At 68.4% G+C, this 12,522-nt stretch carries 18 protein-coding genes and 1 pseudogene; 8 read left to right on the top strand and 11 right to left on the bottom strand.

Annotated elements, in window-relative coordinates; genetic code table 11:
* Positions 1–294: pseudogene (locus D452_RS0124690) on the top strand (aminotransferase class III-fold pyridoxal phosphate-dependent enzyme); the annotation flags it as partial.
* Between the two features lie 124 nt (positions 295–418).
* On the opposite strand, the gene D452_RS31545 reads toward D452_RS0124690, so the two are convergent.
* The 4 genes from D452_RS31545 to D452_RS0124670 form a co-directional block, all read right to left on the bottom strand.
* Positions 419–1,063 carry a hypothetical protein gene (locus D452_RS31545; RefSeq protein ID WP_017546808.1) on the bottom strand — a complete coding sequence of 215 codons (645 nt, stop codon included), beginning with the start codon at positions 1,061–1,063 and terminating at the stop codon, positions 419–421.
* Positions 1,060–1,593 carry an ATP-binding protein gene (locus D452_RS0124680; protein WP_017546807.1) on the bottom strand — a complete coding sequence of 178 codons (534 nt, stop codon included), beginning with the start codon at positions 1,591–1,593 and terminating at the stop codon, positions 1,060–1,062. Before D452_RS0124680 ends, D452_RS31545 begins: the two co-directional genes overlap by 4 nt.
* Positions 1,594–1,830: 237 nt before the next feature.
* Positions 1,831–2,364, bottom strand: a complete 534-nt coding sequence (locus D452_RS0124675) for a hypothetical protein (protein ID WP_017546806.1) — start codon at positions 2,362–2,364, stop codon at positions 1,831–1,833.
* Entirely contained in the window at positions 2,364–2,621 is a 258-nt protein-coding gene (locus D452_RS0124670; protein ID WP_017546805.1) for a hypothetical protein, read from the bottom strand. Before D452_RS0124670 ends, D452_RS0124675 begins: the two co-directional genes overlap by 1 nt.
* A 225-nt stretch (positions 2,622–2,846) precedes the next feature.
* Here D452_RS0124670 and D452_RS0124665 point away from each other — a divergent pair, with 225 nt between their 5' ends.
* Positions 2,847–3,695 (top strand): helix-turn-helix domain-containing protein, encoded by an 849-nt coding sequence (locus tag D452_RS0124665; RefSeq protein ID WP_026129651.1) that lies wholly within the window; start codon positions 2,847–2,849, stop codon positions 3,693–3,695.
* Positions 3,696–3,704: 9 nt separating this feature from the next.
* Entirely contained in the window at positions 3,705–3,896 is a 192-nt protein-coding gene (locus D452_RS29935) for a DUF397 domain-containing protein (protein WP_083927615.1), read from the top strand.
* Between the two features lie 391 nt (positions 3,897–4,287).
* Here the strand turns inward: D452_RS29935 and D452_RS0124660 are convergent, their stop codons facing one another.
* Entirely contained in the window at positions 4,288–4,779 is a 492-nt protein-coding gene (locus tag D452_RS0124660) for an SRPBCC family protein (protein ID WP_026129650.1), read from the bottom strand.
* A gap of 147 nt (positions 4,780–4,926) precedes the next feature.
* Positions 4,927–5,145, bottom strand: a complete 219-nt coding sequence (locus tag D452_RS31130; protein ID WP_204366628.1) for a hypothetical protein — start codon at positions 5,143–5,145, stop codon at positions 4,927–4,929.
* A gap of 41 nt (positions 5,146–5,186) precedes the next feature.
* Between D452_RS31130 and D452_RS0124650 the strand changes: the two genes are divergently transcribed.
* From D452_RS0124650 to D452_RS0124640, 3 genes are all read left to right on the top strand, one after another.
* A complete protein-coding gene (locus D452_RS0124650) occupies positions 5,187–5,411 on the top strand; it encodes a DUF397 domain-containing protein (protein ID WP_017546801.1) in 225 nt (74 codons plus the stop codon).
* A 232-nt stretch (positions 5,412–5,643) separates the two neighbouring features.
* On the top strand, positions 5,644–6,288 hold the full coding sequence (locus tag D452_RS0124645; protein WP_017546800.1) for a dihydrofolate reductase family protein: 645 nt from the start codon (positions 5,644–5,646) through the stop codon (positions 6,286–6,288).
* Between the two features lie 239 nt (positions 6,289–6,527).
* Positions 6,528–6,767 carry a DUF397 domain-containing protein gene (locus D452_RS0124640; RefSeq protein WP_017546799.1) on the top strand — a complete coding sequence of 80 codons (240 nt, stop codon included), beginning with the start codon at positions 6,528–6,530 and terminating at the stop codon, positions 6,765–6,767.
* Between the two features lie 130 nt (positions 6,768–6,897).
* On the opposite strand, the gene D452_RS0124635 is transcribed toward D452_RS0124640, so the two are convergent.
* Positions 6,898–8,007: an NADH:flavin oxidoreductase/NADH oxidase gene (locus D452_RS0124635; RefSeq protein ID WP_017546798.1), complete on the bottom strand. Its 1,110-nt coding sequence runs from the start codon at positions 8,005–8,007 to the stop codon at positions 6,898–6,900.
* Between the two features lie 136 nt (positions 8,008–8,143).
* Between D452_RS0124635 and D452_RS0124630 the strand changes: the two genes are divergently transcribed.
* Positions 8,144–8,506, top strand: a complete 363-nt coding sequence (locus D452_RS0124630; protein WP_017546797.1) for an ArsR/SmtB family transcription factor — start codon at positions 8,144–8,146, stop codon at positions 8,504–8,506.
* 302 nt (positions 8,507–8,808) lie between these two features.
* On the opposite strand, the gene D452_RS0124625 is transcribed toward D452_RS0124630, so the two are convergent.
* The 4 genes from D452_RS0124625 to D452_RS0124610 all read right to left on the bottom strand — a co-directional run bounded on the left by D452_RS0124625 (position 8,809) and on the right by D452_RS0124610 (position 11,099).
* Positions 8,809–9,513 carry a TNT domain-containing protein gene (locus D452_RS0124625; protein ID WP_017546796.1) on the bottom strand — a complete coding sequence of 235 codons (705 nt, stop codon included), beginning with the start codon at positions 9,511–9,513 and terminating at the stop codon, positions 8,809–8,811.
* Between the two features lie 103 nt (positions 9,514–9,616).
* Positions 9,617–9,739, bottom strand: a complete 123-nt coding sequence (locus D452_RS31785) for a hypothetical protein (RefSeq protein ID WP_275040746.1) — start codon at positions 9,737–9,739, stop codon at positions 9,617–9,619.
* 210 nt (positions 9,740–9,949) lie between these two features.
* Positions 9,950–10,615: an NAD(P)H-binding protein gene (locus D452_RS0124615; RefSeq protein ID WP_017546794.1), complete on the bottom strand. Its 666-nt coding sequence runs from the start codon at positions 10,613–10,615 to the stop codon at positions 9,950–9,952.
* Positions 10,616–10,667: 52 nt separating this feature from the next.
* A complete protein-coding gene (locus D452_RS0124610) occupies positions 10,668–11,099 on the bottom strand; it encodes a VOC family protein (protein WP_017546793.1) in 432 nt (143 codons plus the stop codon).
* A gap of 98 nt (positions 11,100–11,197) precedes the next feature.
* On the opposite strand from D452_RS0124610, the gene D452_RS0124605 reads away from it, so the two are divergent.
* The gene (locus D452_RS0124605; protein WP_017546792.1) at positions 11,198–11,869 is read left to right on the top strand and encodes a GntR family transcriptional regulator; all 672 of its coding nucleotides are present in this window, start codon (positions 11,198–11,200) and stop codon (positions 11,867–11,869) included.
* Positions 11,870–12,522 lie beyond the last annotated feature (653 nt).

Raw genomic sequence — 12,522 nt, 5'->3', positions numbered from 1 at the left:
CGGCTGCGGCCCCTGCCGATCGTCGGCGACGTGCGCGGGGAGGGCTTCTTCTACGGGATCGAGCTGGTCCGGGACAAGGAGACCAAGGAGACCTTCTCCGCCGAGGAGTCGAAGACCCTGTTGAAGGGGTTCATCTCCTCCGCGCTGTTCGAGGCGGGGCTGATCTGCCGCGCCGACGACCGGGGTGAACCGGTGATCCAGCTGTCGCCGCCGCTGACCTGCGGCCCCGAGCACTTCGACGAGATCGAGCGCATCCTGCGCAAGGTCCTCACCGAGGCCTGGTCCCGCCTGTAGGACCGCGCCTCCCCGAACCTGGTCGGACACCAGGGGCCCGCCCCGGACACGCGCGTGTCCGGGGCGGGTCTGCTGTTCTCGCCGAGGGGCGGGGTGCGGAGTCCTGGGGCGGGTGCGGGTGCGGTCAGGGGAACGGGAGGCAGCCCGGGGGAACGCTCGACGCGGGCAGGACTCCGGCCGCTCGCACGAGACCCTCGCCGATCGCCACCCCTGTTTGGAGGCCGAACAGGAGCGTCGCGCCCACGGCCAGGGCGGGCCAGCCCGACCACCGGAGCGGGGCCCGGTGACGGCCGCGCGCTGGTTCGGGCGGTTCGGGCGGTTCGGGCGGTGCGGGCACCGGTTCCCTGGCGGCGGTCTCCGCCGCCTCCCTGGCCTCGCGCGCGGCTCGCTCGCGGTGCTGTCGGGCCACGATCACCCAGTGCGGGAGCTGCCCGTACTGGAGGCGGTGGGCGACCCTGGGATTGCCCACCATCTGGGGCAGCAGCCGCCGTTCCCGCTCCTGCTGGGTCTCCGAGCCGAACCAGCCGTCCGGCCCGGGAGGGTGGGCGGCGTCCCCGGATCCGGGATGAGTGGTGGGCTCTCCGGTGAGGGTGTGCGTGAGGGTGTGCGTGCGGATGCGGGAGTGGGTGCGGATGCGCGCGCTCGTTTCGCCGGGGCGGGAGAAGCGGTGTCCCCTGGGCGCGTCCAGTACCGACCTCAGCCGGGGGTCAGTGTCAGGGCCGGTGTCGACGTTGGTGCCCGTTTCGGTGCCGGTGTCGAAGTCGGTCATGGCTGGTCTCCGGCGAGCGTGAACTCGGCCCAGGCGACGGTGCCCAGCCCGGCGCAGAAGGGGAAGTCCAGCACCGAGCGGGTGCCCCAGCGGCTGGCGAGGTGGTGGATGAGCAGCAGGCCCCGGCCGCGCTCGGCCTCGTCCCACTCCTCGGGGGTGCGCTGGTCCGGGAGCTTCGGTCCCAGCTGATCGGCGGCGTCGGTACGGGTGCCGTCGTCGATGAACACCACCTTGAGGGTGGTGGCGGTGGGCATGTGCAGGGTACGGAGCACCCGGCCTTCGGGGTCCTCACCGGAGAGGGAGTGGTCGCAGGCGTTGGCGAACATCTCGCTGGCGCACAGGATGACGTCTGCTGCGGACTGGGCGCCCAACCCGGCCAACCTGCCCAGGTCGGCGGCCAGATCGGAACGCACGCGCGAGACCTGGGAGAGGTCACCCGGGTAGACGCGGAAGGGCCAGCGGCGTCCGACGGAGGGTGCGGTGGCGGTCACCGAGTGGAGTGGGGCGGGAGTGTGCGGCACAATGGTCATGTCGGCGGTTCTCTTTCTCTTTCGGGGGTGAGTGTCGGCCTGCTCTGGGGGTGGTGGTGCACCCGCCAGAGCTTTTTCGTGTGCGCGCGGCGACGCTGGCGGGTTCGGATTCGGTTCTGACGCGGCGGTTGAGCCTGTCGGTCCGACCAGGAGCAGGACGAGTGTGGGCGCGCGCCCGCCGGATCGCTCGGGGTTGAGGAACCTCAGCGGACGCGCGGGGTCTGGGGTGGTTCGGGTTCAGACCTTCGGCGGTTCGGGGGTACCGGGCTTGGGTTTGGTGTCCGACGAGGAGTCGCCCGTGCCCAGGTGGCGGTGGGCGAGCAGCCGCAGCAGTTCCGGGCGGGTGGACGCGGTGATCCGCTCGAAGGGATCGCCCTCCCCCTTCCAGCCGAAGGGGCGGCGGGCCACGAACTTCTGGTTCGGCTCGGTGCCCTCGATGGTCATCGCCCAGTGCCGGTAGAGGAGATCGCACAGGACCCGCTCGGGGACCAGGAGCCCGCCGGTGGGTGGGGTCCCGTACGGGCGCCGGAGCGGGAGCTTGGGCGTGGACCGGGTGGTGGGGTGCTCCGCGATGGCCTGGTCGATCATCTGGGTGGCCAGCTCCATGTCCTGTTCCTCGCTGGCGATGCCCAGGGCTTCGAGGATCAGGGGGAGCCGGTTGCGGAGGGTGTGGGAGTACCAGTCGGAGAGTTCCTGGGGCGAGAGGTGCTCGGGGGCCTGGAGGGCGTCCTTGGCGACGGCGAGCAGGTCACCGGTGTAGGTGTCGAGCATCAGAAGGCCACCGCCAGCCGCTGGAGTGCGGAGACCAGGTCCCGCAGGACGTCCAGGGGGACGGTGTCCATGGGGCGTCGGGGTGAGGGGACCAGCGGGCGCCGGGAGGAGTTCGACGGTGCTGTCCCCTTGAGGCTCTGTAGTGCTGAGGCGTAGTCGCGCACGCGTGCTGCCTTGCGGGGGCGACGGCGGCGCCTTGCTTCCGAGGCCAGCCAGCGCACGTGCGCCAACTCGGAGAGGTTGAGGTATCGCGGCATAGCGCGGCTCCGGGTGTTCGGGTGCCGGGTGGGAGGCCCGGCGAAGCTTTCATGTAGCTCCATAGTGCCTCGGAGTCACCAAAAAATGCAATGCCATCTTTAGATGACTGCGAGAATCCTACGTGACATGCCATCAAGACATGGAGGATGCGCGAAATGTCGGAGTCTGGCGGTTGGCCCGTAGGATCAGCTCAAACACCCTCTGCAACCACACGGAGTGACGACGTGAGCAGCAGTCCGACCTTGCGACGGAAACGCCTGTCGCGTCAGCTCCGGGCTCTGAGAGAAGATGCAGGCCTCACCGCCGAAGACGTCACCACCGAAGCGAAGGCAAGGTCGGGGAAGACAAGAGGCTGGTCACTCAGCAAGCTGATCCGCTTGGAGAAGGCGGATTGGAAGCGCCTGAGCTTCGATGATCTGAAGCTCCTACTTGAGATCTACGAAGTCCCAGAAGGCGAGTGGGACCCGTACATCACGCTGGCGAAGGAAGGAAACCGCCGTGGCTGGTGGGCAAGCTTCGGCGATGCACTTGGCACCGGTCAGTTTGTCGGGCTCGAGTCCGAAGCAACTCGCATTCGGACCTACCAGTCGATGGTGATCCCCGGTTTGCTCCAGACTGAGGAGTACGCACGGGCCATGCTCCTCGCCTCGGGAATGACCGATGACGAGGATCTGGATCTCCGGGTACAAGCCCGGATGTTCAGGAAGGGTGCGGTCTTCCACTCGTCTCCAGCGGCCACGTTGTGGGCAATCATTGACGAGTCGGCTCTGCGGCGCATTCCCAAGGAGCTTCACAGTCAACTCGCGTACCTCATCGAGGTGAGCCACACTCCGAACATTGGCGTGCAGGTTCTACCGTTGAGTCGTGGACTCCATGGAGAGACAGGGCAGATGGTTATCCTCGACTTTGAGCCGCCCGACCCTTCAGTCGTCTACCTCGAGGTCATGGCCCAGGAACTCTACCTGGAAAAGCCTACCGAGATCACGCACTACCAGCATGTATACGACCACTTGCAGGCCACTGCCCTGTCTGTTGAGGAGAGCAGGGACCACATCCGTGGCCTGATGACCTAGGAAAAAGCCATGCTTGAAACACCCCAGACACTGATGTTCAGGAAGTCCTCCTACAGTGGCGCTCGAACACAGGACTGCGTCGAGGTCGCAGACGCCCCTGGCCAGTCCGCTGTGCGCGACACGCAAAACAGGAGTTCCGGGCACCTGGCTTTTCCGTCTGCGGAGTGGGCCGCACTCCTGTCTACCGCTACCCGCCCGTAGACGTGCAGGTGAAGGGCTCTCGGTCGATGCCCGAGAGCCCTTTGTGCGCTTTGCATGGGAGCATCCTGTGCACGCTCTGGTCCTATGGCTGGCAGGGCACTTGGGCACGTCGAGCGCTCTTGGCCACAGCCAGCCAGGTCCACGAGATGTTCTCCTCCGAACCCGGGGGGGTAACCGTGGGCAAGACGGCGCAAGAGTCAGTTCGCGACCCATCGCCCTGCTGAAAGCTGGGAGATCCTGCGCCGCCTCCGCTGCTGCCAGCAACGGGGCGCAGAGATCCGAGCGGTACTGGTCCTAAATCTCCGAGACACAGGAGGAAGAGGGCTCAGGGGTCGGCCTGCCGTCACGTCTGCGGCTCCCCACCCTTCGGGAGACGAGCGCTGATCGTGGGTCAGTCCTTCGCTTCGCGGACGTCCTCTCCCTGCTCCGCGAAGGCCTTGAAGTCCTGCATGTGCTGTAGCGACTGCTTGCGGAAGGCTCCGGGCATCAGGAGCCCCACCAGCCGCATCATCACGCCGCTGAACCGGTATTCGTTCTCGCTCTCCCAGAGCGTCGTCTCCGGACCGGCTTCGGTCAACCGGTCGCGCGCCGCGCTCCACATCCCCTCACCGACGATCTCGCGATCGAAGTGAACAACCTGCCCCTTCGGGATCCCGTGCAGGTCCGCCGGTTCCCGGCGCGTGACGGTCTCGGTGCACTCCATCCTCTGCTTGCCCGTCTGAAACACGACCCGCGACTTGGTACCGACCTGCCCGTGCCCCCCACTCAGCGGCTCGTGCGACACCAGGCCCCGCAGCCACTTCGGCATGTGTGCCGGGTCGGCGAGCAGCTGTGCCACCCGCTCCCGCGGCAGGGCGATCTCCATCGAGACGGTGTACTTCATGGCAGCGCTCTCCGAGTTCCCGAGTGACATGGCGTGCGCGTGCAGCCTGACCTCATGTTATGCAGTCACGTGACGATCCCCCGGGCCGCGTGTTCATGGTTCCTGTCGCCCTGCCAGCGAAGGGCCAGGGCGGGCGACGACCGACGTTCACGGCCCGCGCACCCTCATCCCGTGCCTCTTGTGCATCCTGAGCAGAAAGGGCCGGTCGACGGCGGCCCGGTCGATCGGCGGCAGGGTCCCGTCCCGGATCACGTACGCCTTGGTCACGGCCCCCTGCACTGCCGGGCCCAGTGTGGCCGCAGCTGGCCACCAGTACGGGACGTTTTCCTCCGAACCCGGGGTGTAACCGTGGGCAGGACGGTGCATGAGTGAAGTAGTACCCCCATCCCCCATCGGAGGACTCACCTGTGCACGCCCACGAACTCACCTTCCACAAGTCCAGCTACAGCTTCCGCAACAACTGCGTTGAGATGGCTCCCTTCCGCAAGTCCACCTACAGCAACACCGCGCGAGAGTGTGTCGAGGTTGCCGACCTGCCCAGCGGTGCCGCTGTCCGCGACACCCAGAACAGGGGGCTTGGCACCCTGGCCTTCCCCACCTCGGAATGGGCCGCGTTCCTGCGCCTCGCCTGATTCCAACGCCAAGCACAGGGTGGGAACCTCCGCACCGGCGAAGGTTCCCAGCCCAACGGCGAGGCGGCTCCACCTGTTCCCGTGGCTCCACCACCGCTTTGACCTGCATCCGGACAGCGGTTCGTCTCGCATACCCGACTCCGGTGAATGCATACTGCTGTCACCGAGCCAAGCTCGCAGGTCAGCGGTTCCGGTTCGCGGTCACATCCCTTCGAGGGCAGGAGTCCCCGCAATGTCACGCGTGAGGGTCCACAACTTCTCCATCTCCGTCGACGGATTCGCCACCGGTGAGGGGCAGAGTCTCGAAACCCCGTTCGGTCACGCCGGTTCGCGGCTCCATGAGTGGTTCTTCCCGACCCGAACCTTCCAGCGGATGCAGGGCAACCCGGGCGGGAGCACCGGGCTCGATGACGCCGTCGCTGGCACCTGGGGTGAGGGCATCGGCGCGGAGATCATGGGCCGTCACAAGTTCGGCCCCCAGCACGGACCATGGGAGAACGACGAATGGAAGGGCTGGTGGGGCGACAACCCTCCCTTCCACACACCGGTGTTCGTTCTGACCCACCACCCCCGCCCCTCGGTGGAGATGGAGGGCGGCACCACGTTCCACTTCATCGACGCCACCCCGCAGGAGGCCCTCAGCCAGGCGCGCGAGGCCGCGGGCGGCCTGGACGTGAGGATCGGCGGCGGGCCGACCACGGTCCGCGAGTTCCTGGCGGCCGACCTCATCGACCACCTGCACGTCGCCGTCGTCCCGATCGTCCTGGGCCGTGGCGAGCGCCTGTGGGACGGGCTCGAAGGCCTGGAGGAGCGCTTCCGGGTCGAGTCGGTGACCACCCCCAGCGGCGTCACCCACATGACCTTCACCCGGCCGTAGCGGGCGCCAGGCAGCCAACCTGGTGGCATAACCGGCGCCAGCACTCCAAGGGCAGGGATGCTCTCGCATCGGCGGAAGGTTCCTTCACCTCACGCCAGACCGGAAGGAGCCCTCACCGACCCCGCGTGGCCGCAGTCGGCCACTCGCGCGTGAAGTTTCCTCCGGAGGTGGGGTGTAACCGTGGCGGGGATCGCACATGAGTCAGTCAGTGCCCCCAGCTCCCGTCGGAGGTCTCTGCCATGCTCCCCGGTGCCGAAGCACTCACCTTCCACAAGTCCAGCCACAGCCAGCCCTCTGGCGACAACTGTGTCGAAATCGCTTCCTTCCGAGAGTCCTCTTACAGCGGAGGCCAGACACAGGACTGTGTAGAGGTCGCTGACCTGCCCAGCGGCGCCGCTGTCCGTGACACGAAGCACCGTGAGGAGGGGCATCTCGCCTTCCCCTCCTCGGAATGGGCCGCGTTCCTGCGCCTCGCCTGACGGTCCCCGTCCCTGGCCACCGCCCACCCCAGGCTTGGTCATGGTCGGGCCACACGAGTCTTGACCGTCCCGGGGACGGCCCCCGGTTCACCGGCGATGCCGCCTCACACCGCCGGGAACCGGGTCAGTACTACTTCCTGCTGCGCCCCACGGCGTAGCCGTACTGGATGGGCCAGCGGGACTCGGCGCCCAGCTCGTCCGCCGCACGGTGGGCCCAGTACGGCTCGCGCAGGAGCTGACGCCCCAGGAACACGGCGTCGGCGCGACCGGACGCGACGATCTCCTCGGCCTGGGCGGGCTCCAGGATCAGGCCGACCGCCGCAGTGGGCAGCCCGGTCTCCTGGCGCACCCTTTCCGCGAAGGGCACCTGGTAGTCGAGAGCGGCGGGGATGGAAGCGTCGTGGACCATGCCGCCGCTGGACACGTCGAGCAGGTCCACTCCTCTGGTCTGGAGTTCCTTGGCCAGACGCACCGTGTCCTCGACGGTCCATCCCTCACGCGGGTCCTCGGTGTTCTCCGAGATCCAGTCCGTGGCCGAGGTGCGGAAGAGCACGGGCAGGTGTTCGGGCCAGACCGCCCGCACGGCCTCGACGACCTCCAGCGGGAACCGCATGCGGTTTTCGAGGGTGCCGCCGTAGGCGTCGGTGCGGTGGTTGGCGGCCGGGGAGAGGAAGGAGTTGAGCAGGTAGCCGTGGGCCCCGTGCACCTCCACGACTTCGAACCCGGCGGCGAGGGAGCGCTCGGCCGCCGTGGCGAAGTCGCGCACGAGCTGCCCGATCTCCTCGACGGTCAGCTCGGCGGGTGCGGGGTGGTCGTGGAACGGCTCGGTGCTGGGCCCGACCGTGGTCCATCCGCCGTCAGCGGGCGCGATGGGCCGGTTGCCGAGCCAGGGCTTGTCCACCGAGGCCTTGCGTCCGGCGTGCGCGAGCTGGATGGCGGGCACCGCGCCGTGGGCACGGATGGCGGCGGTGATCCGACTGAACGCCTCCTGCTGCCGGTCGTTCCACAGGCCCAGGTCCCACGGGCTGATCCGCCCGTCGGGGCGCACCGCGGTCGCCTCGACCATGACCAGGCCGAGGCCGCCCGCCGCCCGGTCGGCCAGGTGCGCCAGGTGGAAGTCGGTCGGCACCCCGGTCTCGGGGCCCTCGGACTGTGCGGAGTACATGCACATCGGGGACATCCACGCGCGGTTGGGGATCTCCAGCCCCCGCAGCTTCAGCGGGGTGAACAGGGTGCTCATAGGCGTTCCTTCGCGTAGGCGGTCTCGGGTGTCGGCGGGACCGACCTTTGTACGGTACAAGTCGTACTACGGCGCTTGTCAAACTACGACGGTCTTCGTACATTGAGATGCCAGCCGAACGGAAGGAGGTCGGAGCATGGCCAAGGCTGCCCGCGCCACCCAGGGGCGACAGTGCGAGCACCCCGAGACCGACCAGATCCGTCTGGAGGACGTGCTCAGCGCGCTGTCCGACCCGATCCGGCTGCGCATCGTCCACGACCTGTCCCAGGGCCACGACGACATGGCCTGCATCGCCTTCGAACTCCCGGTGAGCAAGTCCACCTCGACCCACCACTTCCGGGTCCTGCGCGAGGCCGGCGTCATCCGCCAGCACTACGAGGGCACCTCCCGCATGAGCCGACTGCGCACCGAGGACCTGGAGGAGCGGTTCCCCGGTCTGCTCGCGGCCGTCCTTCGGGCGCGGAGCATGGACGCGACGGTGCCCGGCCGGACCGTCTGAGCGACGGTGTCCGGCCGGGCACAGATCAGGCGCTACGGATGTCAGCCAGACCCCCCGACGCCGCCTCCGTTTCGGACCGGCTGAACAGAGTCAGTGAGAAGGGAGATCCGGCGCGCAGCCTGACAGCCGGGGCAGAGAGCTCGTGGGCGCGGCTGTCAGAGGAAACGACGGCCACTCGGAGCAGTCCGTCAGCAACCATGACCGTTCAGGTGATCAGAACCTGGACCTGACCAACATCGACGGCGACAATCCCGTCCCCTGGTGCGGGAGCCCCGTTCCTGAGTAGGGCGCGGGGCGCTCGATCAGGCGCCCAGGTCGTAGCCGTCAGCGAGGACGCACTCCTCGGTGGGACGCTGCTCCAGGTAGCCCCACTCCAGGAGGTCGTTGACGGGCACGTTGCCCTCCCCCTCGGCCTCGGGGACCTCCTCGGCCGGAACGAGCAGCTGCTCGCCGCCGCCGGGCTGCTCGAAGTGCGGGGCGATCGGGCCGACCCACGCGGTGACCGGCTCGGTGACCTCGTAGCAGTTGTAGTTGTGCTCGGGCCCCTCAGGCCACGTGTTCAGCGAGTTGGGCGGCAGCGCGCGCTCCTCGTAGGAGGCACCGGCCGGGGCGAGGAACGAACCCCACGGGGAGCCGAAGCGGTCCAGCATCCAGCCCGAGGGCAGCTCCTGGAGCTCCTTCACCGGCTGCCCGTCGACAACCACGAAACCGTCGTGCTCCGGGTAGTCCCAGCTGCCCTCCACGGTCCACCAGCGGTCCAGGAACTCCACGGGAGACAGTCCACCGAGCCGGTCGTACCCCTCGACCAGGGTTCCCACGGGGCTGTCCTGGGGAAGCTCGGACGGGCCCAGACGGGGGTCGCCGCACAGGTAGCGCTCCAGGTCCTCCGCGCTGGGCGGCGGGGACAGCACCGGGCAGTCCGAAGGCTCGGCGTGAGCGGGGACGGTGGCGGTGGTGGTCACCAGCAGGGCGAGGGCGACCCCGGCCAGCAGAGGGAACTTCGACATCGGACTCCGTTCGACTCGACCCCGAAAACACCCAGGGTAATGAGAAAGCTACGGAGTGAAGTCAACCACGGCTGCGGCGCACACGACGAACGGCCCCGCTCCCTCAGGAGTGGGGCCGTTCGGGGCGATCGCTACTCGCGGCCAGCGCCCGCTGGGTCCATCCGGAGGAACACCAGCAGGTCAGGGCGAGCACGTTGCACCCGTCCACGGTCTTGCGCCCCACCATGGCCAGCTCCTCCAAGTTGGCCTCGCGGGACTCCGAATCAGGTGTTCCTCGCGCACCCGCTCCAGGGCGGCCGAGCCGTACAGGTCATGTGCGCACCGAGGACCTGAATGAGCGTTTCCCCGGTCTGCTCACGGCCGTCCTCCTCACGGAGCAGGGACGCGACCGCGCCCGACCGGACGGTCTGAGCGGCGGTGTCCGACCGGGCACCACTCAGGCGCGACGCATGTCGGCCAGACGGCTCACGGCCCGCTCGATCGGCTCCGTGCCGCTGGTCAGCTCCACGATCTGCCGGTTCACAGCGGGTTCGGCCAGAACCGCGGCGATGAAAGCCGCCACGTCCTCGCGGGCGACGTCCCCGTAGACGATGGCCGGTCCGGCGGTGACCGTCCCGCCGCCCCGCTGGTTGGTCAACGTGCCCGGACGAACGATCACCCAGTCCAGCTCCCTGGCGGCCAGGTAGGCGTCCGCCTCCTTCTTCACCACGGCGTAGTGCTCGAACCCCGGGGAGGGCTCCGCAGACCCGCGCAGCGCCTCGGGGAACACCGAGACCAGGACGAAGCGCCTGACCCCGGCCTGTTCGGCGGCCTGGGCGGCCTTCTTCAGACCGTCGCCGTCGATGGCGGAGGTCTGGTCCGTGCCCGTCCCGTGGGCCCCAGCGGAGAAGACCACCGCGTCGTGACCGGCCAGCCTGTCGGCCAGTTGCCCGACGGTGTCGGCGATCAGGTCCCCCAGAACCGGCACGGCCCCGCTGGCACGCACGGTCTCGACCTGTTCGGGCCGACGGTACATGCCGCTGACCTGGTCGCCGCGTTGGGTGAGCACGCGGGCCAGTGGCTGGCCCACACCCCCTGCGGCACCGATCTGGAACACCTTCATGGTCGACTCCTCAACTTGGTGTGGGTGGACGGACGCCTGCTCCCAGGGCACCTCAGACCGCGAACACCTGGGAATCGTCGGCGAAGGCCTTGAACTCCAGGGCGTTGCCCGCCGGGTCGAGCAGGAACATCGTCCACTGCTCCCCGGGCTGGCCCTGGAAACGAACGTAGGGCTCGATGACGAAGTCGGTGTTCGCGGCGCGCAGGCGTTCGGCGAGCTCCTGGAACCTGTCCACGGTCAGAATCAGCCCGAAGTGGGGCACCGGGACGTCGTGGCCGTCCACGGGGTTGTGGATGCGCTTGTTCTGCTCGGGGGACAGATGGGTCACGAACTGGTGGCCCTGAAGGTTCCAGTCGATCCAGGTGTCGCTGCTGCGCCCCTGCTCCAGGCCCAGGACGTCTCCATAGAAGCTGCGGGCGGCGTCCAGGTCGCCCACCGGGACGGCCAGGTGGAAACGCGGGATCGGGGAGTCGAGCACGGTCATATGCGGTCTCCAGTCTTCACGGCGCGACGGGGTGCGGCTCAGTCCCGGCACCCATTGTCCGAATGTTAACATTAGGACATTGACAGAAACAGGGAGCGATGAGCGAACCGACACGTGTGGCACCCGCACGCCGCCGAGGCCTGGCCGACGAAGTCGCCGATCGTGTGCGTGAGGCGATCTTCGACGGCTCCTACCCGCCCGGAACCCAGCTGCGCGAGACGAACCTGTCAGCGGAACTGGAGGTCAGTCGGGGCCCGGTGCGCGAGGCGCTGATGCGCCTGGAGACCGAGGGTCTGGTGCGCAGCGCCTGGCACCGCGGGGCCACCGTCACCGAGCTCTCAGCCGAGGACATCGCCGAGCTCGACAGCCTGCGCGACGCGCTGGAGAACCTTGCCGTGGGGCTGGTGGCCCGGAGGGCGAGCCGCGAGGACCTGGAGGCCATCGAGGCCGCCGCCGCCCGCATGGAGCGCGCCGAGGACGAATACGAGATGGCGGCCTGCGACATCGCCTTCCACGACGCGGTCTACGTCGCGAGCGGCCACCGCCGCGTGCACCAGGCGTGGCAGGCCATCCGGTGCCAGGTCCACCTCTTCCTGGTCAACCGGATCCGCGCCAACAGCGACGGCTACCTGGAGCACGTGCCCGGTGAGCACGCCGACCTCGTCGCGGCCCTGCGCGCCGGGGACGCCCCGACCGCGGTGCGGCTCTTCGCCGAGCACCGCAAGCACGCCATCGACGTGCTGGGCACGGACCCACCCCAGGCCGGTTGAGGAGGCGGCTCCCGGCCCGAATCCACGAGGCCGGGCGCAGTGGAGTGGTCCTCGGACGGAGCACGCCACGAGGACGTCCACCTGGTCGTCCGCCCAGGTGCTCAGGCCGTGGCGGTACGCGTAGACGGCCGCCCGCCTCCGGCTCCCCAACCCCCAGTGAGTCCGAGAGCCATCGCCACAGGTCAGACCAGCGGGTCGGCCCTCGGGTCTCCTACCTGCCCTGTCCGCGAGCCCACACCAGCTGTTGGACGGTCATGTGGCCGGTTTCGGCCATCCCACCTTCAAACCCCATGTTGACTCTCACACGCCGATGACCTCGTGAAATGTCCCGTTGGTCCCCCTGGGGCCCGTTCTGTTCACAAGACGGAGTACCAATAAACGCGACCAAATCCGAGAGAATCGGAACCGTGGGTGTTCGCCGTGCGACTCACTCAACGGAGCCAGCAGGAGGCGTGTGAAAGCCGGATGTGGAGAGGCAGGACCGTGAAGTTCGAGTTCACCCCCGATCAGGACTCATCCCCTGAACCGGACCCCGACCAGAAAGGCGTCCTTGACGTCCCTCGTCCGACGGTGCGTATCGCGGCGGCCGCTGAGCAGATGCACACCCGTGCCCGCTTCGATTTCCACCGGCTCAACACGGCCCTGAACCGGAT

This window comes from Nocardiopsis prasina DSM 43845, assembly GCF_000341265.1.
GTDB lineage: Bacteria > Actinomycetota > Actinomycetes > Streptosporangiales > Streptosporangiaceae > Nocardiopsis > Nocardiopsis prasina.
The sequence above is the reverse complement of the archived record's forward strand: the minus strand, read 5'-3'. Positions and strand labels throughout refer to the sequence as shown.

Excerpts from the sequence above, each read along its gene's own strand:
- D452_RS31545 (WP_017546808.1), bottom strand. The coding sequence starts at position 1,063 with ATGACCGACTTCGACACCGGCACCGAAACGGGCACCAACGTCGACACC.
- D452_RS0124680 (WP_017546807.1), bottom strand. The coding sequence starts at position 1,593 with ATGACCATTGTGCCGCACACTCCCGCCCCACTCCACTCGGTGACCGCC.
- D452_RS0124675 (WP_017546806.1), bottom strand. The coding sequence starts at position 2,364 with ATGCTCGACACCTACACCGGTGACCTGCTCGCCGTCGCCAAGGACGCC.
- D452_RS0124670 (WP_017546805.1), bottom strand. The coding sequence starts at position 2,621 with ATGCCGCGATACCTCAACCTCTCCGAGTTGGCGCACGTGCGCTGGCTG.
- D452_RS29935 (WP_083927615.1), top strand. The coding sequence starts at position 3,705 with ATGCTTGAAACACCCCAGACACTGATGTTCAGGAAGTCCTCCTACAGT.
- D452_RS0124660 (WP_026129650.1), bottom strand. The coding sequence starts at position 4,779 with ATGAAGTACACCGTCTCGATGGAGATCGCCCTGCCGCGGGAGCGGGTG.
- D452_RS31130 (WP_204366628.1), bottom strand. The coding sequence starts at position 5,145 with ATGCACCGTCCTGCCCACGGTTACACCCCGGGTTCGGAGGAAAACGTC.
- D452_RS0124645 (WP_017546800.1), top strand. The coding sequence starts at position 5,644 with ATGTCACGCGTGAGGGTCCACAACTTCTCCATCTCCGTCGACGGATTC.
- D452_RS0124640 (WP_017546799.1), top strand. The coding sequence starts at position 6,528 with ATGCTCCCCGGTGCCGAAGCACTCACCTTCCACAAGTCCAGCCACAGC.
- D452_RS0124635 (WP_017546798.1), bottom strand. The coding sequence starts at position 8,007 with ATGAGCACCCTGTTCACCCCGCTGAAGCTGCGGGGGCTGGAGATCCCC.
- D452_RS0124630 (WP_017546797.1), top strand. The coding sequence starts at position 8,144 with ATGGCCAAGGCTGCCCGCGCCACCCAGGGGCGACAGTGCGAGCACCCC.
- D452_RS0124625 (WP_017546796.1), bottom strand. The coding sequence starts at position 9,513 with ATGTCGAAGTTCCCTCTGCTGGCCGGGGTCGCCCTCGCCCTGCTGGTG.
- D452_RS31785 (WP_275040746.1), bottom strand. The coding sequence starts at position 9,739 with ATGGTGGGGCGCAAGACCGTGGACGGGTGCAACGTGCTCGCCCTGACC.
- D452_RS0124615 (WP_017546794.1), bottom strand. The coding sequence starts at position 10,615 with ATGAAGGTGTTCCAGATCGGTGCCGCAGGGGGTGTGGGCCAGCCACTG.
- D452_RS0124610 (WP_017546793.1), bottom strand. The coding sequence starts at position 11,099 with ATGACCGTGCTCGACTCCCCGATCCCGCGTTTCCACCTGGCCGTCCCG.
- D452_RS0124605 (WP_017546792.1), top strand. The coding sequence starts at position 11,198 with ATGAGCGAACCGACACGTGTGGCACCCGCACGCCGCCGAGGCCTGGCC.